The organism is Candidatus Nitrosarchaeum limnium BG20, from assembly GCF_000241145.1.
Classification (GTDB): Archaea; Thermoproteota; Nitrososphaeria; order Nitrososphaerales; family Nitrosopumilaceae; genus Nitrosarchaeum; species Nitrosarchaeum limnae.
This window is the reverse complement of record NZ_AHJG01000156.1, coordinates 1-7,207: the sequence shown is the minus strand read 5'-3', so window position 1 is coordinate 7,207 and position 7,207 is coordinate 1. Positions and strand designations below refer to the sequence as shown.

Here is a 7,207-nt window from a genome sequence, read left to right as displayed (position 1 = left end):
TTTTTTTGTGGTCTTTTCTTTAGATGGTGCTACTTTTTTTGTGGTCTTTTCTTTAGATGGTGCTACTTTTTTGTTTTATCTTCTGTAGGATTATCTTTTTTCTTTGCCATAAAAACACCTTAATTTTTGATATAACTCCTAATCATACAACATTTCATACCTATTTAACAGTAAATTTTCCACTTGCGGATATACTACTCTTTTGATTCTGATCGTTCATTTTCACGACTAATTCGTACTGACCAGGAGTATCAATTACTTCAGAAAACCTATCATCCACAGGTAGGACGGATTTATTCTTAACAAAACATTGTTTAAAAAAGCCATTTTGTGAAACTACAGTATCTTTTCCAGAATAAATTGTAACATAAAGATCTCCACAATCAAAAACAGAGTCATTTACAGTTACTTGAATTTCTATTGGGGATGACACAGTATATTGTTTTTCTAATCCAGTGATTGTGATAGAATTATCATTTGACGTATTTCCAGAATGAGCAGGCCACATGTTTAGTTCTCTACCAGGAGATTGAAGAACGTCTGCCATAACTATAGAACCAAAAGCAATGGAAAGAACAATTGGCAAAATAAATACAACATATACTATTCTAGTAGCCATTTCGTTTTTTGACTTGTAAATCCCTTATATCTATTTAGCAAAATTGTATTACTTGTGATGAATTTGACGAATGAGTTAAATCGGAGCCGACTAAATATTGCTAGATGCGACTTAGAAAATTCAGAGTTAGAGCATATCGTTGCATTCATGATTCTGGTGAAATCACTGTAGGGGATTTAGCAGCTTTTGTTGGTAGAAATGAGAGTGGTAAAACAACAATTCTTCAGGCATTAACATTATTGAATAGAGACGAAAGAGTTTCAGACCTAGATCTTTGTGATGAATTATCTGAAGAATTAAAAGGAGAGATAAGAATTGTAGAAGGTGAATTTGAATTAAGTTCAAATGAAATTCAATTGCTCAAACAATTATTTCCGGGATTACCTGAAATTAAAAAAATAAAATTATTTAGAACTAATAAAAAACCCAAAGTTCAATATGAATTTGAAGATATTCAAATTAGTGAAGAAAGGAACAGAGAATTAAACTCATGGGAGAATTTTTCAAAACAGATTTTGAATTTCTTAGATACAATACCAAATCATCTTAGAATTCAAATAGATACCAGATTATTTGAAGGACCACCTCCAAAAAATCAAGAAATGTTTGATAGTGGCATGGCAGAATTCAGTAATCAATTTCATGTAATAGCAATACAAGAACCAAAAGTCATTGAAGAGTGGGAAAAAATTTATGAAAATCCAGAAAATCAATTCTCCAAACTTCTTAGTGGTGAGAGTGAAAAATCAGCTTTAGATAATTTTATTGCATCTGATTTACATCCTCGTTTTGTATATTTTTCAGATTACAAAAAGATCTATGGAAATATCAACCTAAACGAATATCTCAGAGAAGAGAAAGGGGAGAGAGCAAGCTCGATTGAATTTGTAGAAGAGTTTGACAAGGCAGAAACAGTAAGAAATCTTTTCTATTTAGCAGAATTAGATATTAAATTATTAGATGATGTAAAGGAAACACCATCAAAATGTATCAAACTTCTCAATACTGCAAGTAATAGATTAACTAGGAAGCTAAATCCAGCATGGAAAGGAGATCCAATTCATGTTGATTTAAGATACAATCCAGGAAACATTATGAGTCTTGTAATTTCAGATGTACATCGCGATGGAACAGTAACAAATACAGGTTTGTTAAATAGAAGAGCAGAAGGTTTTAAATGGACATTTTCTTTTATTGTAAACTTTGCGGCCGAGACACAAAGAGCAGAATTAAAAGAAGCAATATTACTTTTAGACGAACCTGCAAGAAATCTGCATCCTACACAACAAAGAGGAATTTCAGATCTTCTCAAAGGACTAGCAGGTTCAAACCAAGTTTTGTATGCAACACACTCACCTTTTATGATTTTTGATTATACTCCAGGTAACTTACTAGTAGTTGAATTAGATAAAAGAAAACACCTTAGTAAAATTTTTTATGATTATTGGAATGCAGATGATAAAACATTAACACCGATACTATATGGATTATCAAGAGGATTAGTTGAATCAATTGTAGATAGAGAGGTCGGTACTAATTCTAGACCAGTCATCATTGTAGAGACAATGTCAGATGCAATGTACCTGAATGCTTTTGATAAATTTCTACAGGATCCAAATATTTCAATGAATCCATTAAATGTAGTAGCAGCATATAACAAAAATTCAGTATTACCATTAGCGATTTTTTATAGAAATCATGGATACAAGACGTTTATTTTATTGGATAACTCAGAAGAGTCTAAACAAATTTCTGCTCAGTTAGTATCTAATGAATTTTCACCAATTCAAACAATATTTTTTGAAAGAGATGGAAAGAACTTGGAATCAATTGAAGATTATATTGTCTTAGAAGACTATCTACATGCAGTAAATCAGACATATGAAATTAGATTGAGAAAAGAAGGTTACTCTAATCTTACTGCTCCAGAGGTCACTTTAAGGGAAAAGAAAGGAGTTTTAGACAATTTGAAAAAAATTTGGGAAGAGCATAAAGATGATGATTGGGGTCAATTTGATAATGAAGAAATCACTAGATATATTTGTGAAAAGATTACTTTAGAGGAAACAGAGTTCTTATCTGATAAAACCAAAGATCAGTTTAGATCATTATATCGATTAATTGCAGAGAGAATACGACAATATCAAAACGTTGTAACAAAAGCGGATTTTACAAAATTTCAAAGGGCAAGAACATAATATTAAAGAAGTTTCCGGATGAAAAATACTTTAATGACAAATACTAAAGTGGGCTTTAAGGTTTAAGTGAGAGATGAAGCAGGATGAATTTATGACCAAGTCCTCGATGAGAGGAGTTTTCCTTTCACTGATGTTATTATGCCTAACTGCAGTACTAATAATTCCGATTAATGCATATGCTGCAGAAGTGGGAGTGAAAAGTTTTTCATTTGAAGAAACTACAATTGTTGAATTTACAAATACTGGTTCAAAGGATGTGAATTCATTTCGAATTTGGCTTGGTAGTGACTTTAATTTTAAATCATTTAAAACAGAAAGTGGATGGACAGGCGATAAGACACCTCAGGGAGTTATAATATTTACATCATCCGAATCAGTCAAACCTGGCGAGTCTATTAAAATTGGAATAAAGACAGACAAGGAAAAACCAGGCGTGAATTGGAAAGCACTTGATAAAACTGAGAAACAAATAGAAATTGGAAAAACAATTCCTGATGAATTACCTCCAGTCAAAAAGATCGAGAGTACAGAACAAATTATCAAAGTTACTAATTTGGATGATGCGATGTTTAGATTAATTCCAGAGAAACCAAGTGCTGGATCTACAGTCAGAGTTACTGGAGATAATTTTGAAGCGTCAACACAGTATAATATTTTCATAGACAGAGATCAGGTTGGAACTTTTCAAACAGATGAAGGAGGACATTTTATAACAACTGTAACAGTTCCAAAAACTCAAAATACTGACAGAGTAGATTTTTCAATTAGAGATAATGATGGAAATGAAAAAAAGATTAGTCTTAGATTTGGAGAAGTCGAAAACAGAATTCCAGATACTGAGATTGTAAAACTTTCGGTTAACGGTGTTCCATCCATTATGCATAGAGGTGAACTGATTAAAGTGTCAGGAACAGCCCAACCAAGTAGTGGAGTTACAATTACTGTACAAAATGCAGCAGATGCAACAATCAATACAAGAACTGCCAATGCAGATGCAAAAGGAAATTGGAGTATAGAGCCAATCACAGTACCTGGAGATGCAGAATTTGGAGATTACACTGCCATAATTACAGATGGTAAAGAGCAGAAAACACTATCGTGGAAATTAGAGACATCAAAAACAATCAGCCTAACAGCTTCAGCAGTACAATTCACTCCGGGAGATGTAATCAAATTTAACGGTACAGCATTACCTAATAAAGATCTAGAATTAATTTTACTAAATCCGTTAGGTGAAGAGAAGCATTCGGAATCTATTCTGGTTGATGGATCAGGTATTGTTGAATTTCAATATCCAACAAAGGTAAATGTAGACATGGAAGGAACATGGACTTTAGAAGCTACACAGGCAGGAGACACGGAATTTAGCTATGCTGGTTTAGGACAACTTCCTTCAATACCAATTAATGCAAAATTTGATAAATTAAATTATAAAACTACAGAATCTGCTCAAATATCATTATCCGGAAAGCCAGGTGACAAAATTAGCATGATAATTGTAGATCCTTCTGACAAACAAAAAATATTCTCAGATGGCACCAATGAAATATTCATTACATTAGAGCAAGATGGAAGAAAAGACTATAGTTTAAGTTTGACAGGATATGCATCTGGAGTATATACTGCAATTATTAAAAAAGCAAATGCCAAAACTACTGAAATATTTACAGTTGGATTACAAGCGGTTCTGGCGAAATTAAAATCAGTCCCACAAAATTGGAGTACAGACCAAATGATACAATTTTAATTCTAGGCAATACAAATCCAAACTCATTTTTGACAATTGAGTTATTTGATCCAAATGGAAAAATAGTAAAAACAAAGGAAACATTTTCAGATAAAAATGGAAAAATTTCAAATAATGAATTACGAATACCCAGCGATGCAAAAGTCGGTACATGGGCTATAAATGTGAAAAGCGGTCCAAATTTTGATAATGTCAAAATTAGTGTAATAGCATCCAAAGAAGAGGGATTAATTGTGAATGTAAGTAAAGGTATAGAAATTGCAGGATATGGAAAGAGTATTGATATTACAGTATCAAACGCAGCTCAGAAGGTAGATATGATTATCACGACATCGGAAGGCATTGTAATACAAAAATTATCATTTCCTGCTTCTGGAAAAGGAGAGATCAAACAACCTTGGTTCATCCCATCAAATGTAGTTCCTGGAACTTATATTCTCAAAGTAACAGATGCGAAAGGCTCTGCGGAAACAATTTTCACTATTAATTAATCTCAAACAATTTTATTCCACCTTATTAAATTGGAACTATGAATCTTAAAGAAAAAATATTAGAGATACCGAATTTTCCTAAAAAAGGGATACTATTTCGAGACTTTAGCCCGATATTAAAAGATCCATCAGCACTATCATTTATTGCAGATGAATTTGAAAAATATTTTCATCCAAAAGATGTTGACTTGTTTGCAGGCATAGAAGCTCGAGGATTCTTGCTTGCATGTGTTTTAGCTTCTAGATACAATAAAGGAATGGTCATGGTTAGAAAAGCTGGAAAACTACCAGGTAAAACTACCAAATTATCATATAAAATTGAATATGGTCAAGACACAATAGAGATGCAGAAAGACATCATAGACAAAGGCCAGAAAATCATTATTTGTGATGACTTGCTTGCTACAGGCGGTACAGCAAAGGCATCTGCAAAACTAATAGAAAAAGTTGGAGGAAAAGTGACAGGATTTGCATTCATAATTGAGTTAACTGAATTAAATGGAATAAAGGGAATTAGTCAATACAATTGTAAATCACTGGTAAGATACTAATGGAAAAAGATATAGAAATTGGAATTTTTGGCGGGACTGGAATTTATGATTCAGGAATACTTGAAGATGCCAAAGAAATTTCAATAGATACTCCTTATGGAAAGCCATCAGATTCTATTACTGTTGGAATTTTCAAAGGAAGAAAGATAGCATTTTTACCAAGACATGGAAAAAAGCACACAGTTCCACCACATTTGATAAATTACAAAGCAAACATCTGGGCATTCAAAGAATTAGGGATTACAAGAATTATTGCACCATCAGCAGTTGGAAGTTTAAAAGAAGAGATAGAACCTGGGCACTTTGCATTGCCAACACAATTCTTAGATTTCACTAAATCTAGAGACGGGTCATTTTCAGAAAACGGCAGAGTTATTCATATCTCTGTTGCTGATCCATTTTGTCCTGAACTACAATCATCTATCCTAAAAGTTGTTAAAGAACAAAATTTCCACATACATAAAGATTGCACATATGTCTGCATAGAAGGTCCTAGATTTTCTACCAAAGCTGAATCAAAGTTTTACAGAAGTACTGGAGCTGGAATCATTGGAATGACATTAGTTCCAGAATGTCAACTTGCCAGAGAAGCTCAAATGTGTTATGCATCAATTTCAACAGTTACAGATTATGATGTTTGGGCAGAAAAACCAGTTACCGCAAAAGAAGTTTTAGAGACACTTTCAAAAAATGTAGAAAGAACAAAGAAAGTACTTACAGATTTAATTAATCAAATTCCAAAAACTAGAAGTTGCACATGTGCAAATGCTTTGAAAGAAGCTGAATTTTAATCATCAACAAAAGATTCTCTTTTTAGTCCTTCTGGCAAAGTAAGATCACCCTGAAGTAGATTAGATTGAAGGGAATCGATTACTTCATCAACATTGTATCCTAATTTTTCTAGTTCTCTTTCTGTGATTTTAGAAATTTTTGCACCAATGTTTTGTCCTCCAATTCGCCCAAATGCAATTGCATTAAATCTAAAAGAGTGAGCATCAATGGTAAAAGTACCAGTAATTTTGGCAGCCATCTGGCTTCCATGAACATTATTAATGTGAACTTTGAGATTCATTTAGATTAAATTTCTACAGCCCGATTAACATTATCATCTATCAAAAAGCTCCAGTGTTTGTCATCTTCAACTTTGAAATTATTTACTTTAAGTGGGATAACTTTCTCATCTAAACATTCATGTTTAATTTCAGAATTTTCTTTTAGTCTGACTAACTTCCATCGATATTTACCTTGCTGTAATTTACAAACAACAACACCCCATTTTGCATCAGGATCAATTTTTGGCATACCTACCAAATCAGCCAATTCTTCAATACCTAGCTGTTTTTCTTCACAAAATCGTTTTTTACAAACGCCACATCTCCATACGTCAACGGAACCTATGGTTCTTTCTGCAATGTTGATATTTACTACACCAAAATACACGGGTTGATGTTTACAGGACTCGGTGTCAATTGTCAATGCTGTTTATGAAAAATTAGGATTATTTAGTTCTTGCATCATCGTATGATTTTTCTAATATAACTCCTATATTGTCTACTATTTTGTTTCGTTTAAATTCAATATGTTCACGTTCACATAATTTT

8 protein-coding genes are annotated in these 7,207 nt (G+C 32.7%); 5 read left to right on the top strand and 3 right to left on the bottom strand.

The annotated features are described in order from the left end of the window. Positions 1–160 precede the first annotated feature (160 nt). Complete coding sequence (locus BG20_RS04865; RefSeq protein WP_010191623.1) at positions 161–619, bottom strand: hypothetical protein; 459 nt, start codon at positions 617–619, stop codon at positions 161–163. Positions 620–723: 104 nt separating this feature from the next. Between BG20_RS04865 and BG20_RS04860 the strand changes: the two genes are divergently transcribed. From BG20_RS04860 to BG20_RS04845, 5 genes are all read left to right on the top strand, one after another. Further along, positions 724–2,817, top strand: a complete 2,094-nt coding sequence (locus BG20_RS04860; protein WP_010191620.1) for an AAA family ATPase — start codon at positions 724–726, stop codon at positions 2,815–2,817. A 73-nt stretch (positions 2,818–2,890) separates the two neighbouring features. Next, on the top strand, positions 2,891–4,564 hold the full coding sequence (locus BG20_RS04855) for a biofilm-associated protein (protein ID WP_238527511.1): 1,674 nt from the start codon (positions 2,891–2,893) through the stop codon (positions 4,562–4,564). Positions 4,565–4,593: 29 nt separating this feature from the next. After that, a complete protein-coding gene (locus BG20_RS13170) occupies positions 4,594–5,055 on the top strand; it encodes a hypothetical protein (protein ID WP_238527510.1) in 462 nt (153 codons plus the stop codon). Positions 5,056–5,093: 38 nt separating this feature from the next. Further along, positions 5,094–5,606: an adenine phosphoribosyltransferase gene (locus BG20_RS04850; RefSeq protein ID WP_007402872.1), complete on the top strand. Its 513-nt coding sequence runs from the start codon at positions 5,094–5,096 to the stop codon at positions 5,604–5,606. Beyond that, entirely contained in the window at positions 5,606–6,397 is a 792-nt protein-coding gene (locus tag BG20_RS04845; RefSeq protein WP_007402873.1) for an S-methyl-5'-thioadenosine phosphorylase, read from the top strand. The genes BG20_RS04850 and BG20_RS04845 overlap by 1 nt, the downstream gene beginning before the upstream one ends. Here the strand turns inward: BG20_RS04845 and BG20_RS04840 are convergent. Together BG20_RS04840 and BG20_RS04835 are read right to left on the bottom strand one after the other, a co-directional pair. Beyond that, a complete protein-coding gene (locus BG20_RS04840; RefSeq protein ID WP_010191617.1) occupies positions 6,394–6,678 on the bottom strand; it encodes a hypothetical protein in 285 nt (94 codons plus the stop codon). The two genes, BG20_RS04845 and BG20_RS04840, sit on opposite strands and share 4 nt — an antisense overlap. Before the next feature lie 5 nt (positions 6,679–6,683). After that, positions 6,684–7,082, bottom strand: coding sequence for a hypothetical protein (locus tag BG20_RS04835; RefSeq protein WP_048097071.1), 399 nt, complete (start codon positions 7,080–7,082; stop codon positions 6,684–6,686). Positions 7,083–7,207: the final 125 nt, after the last annotated feature.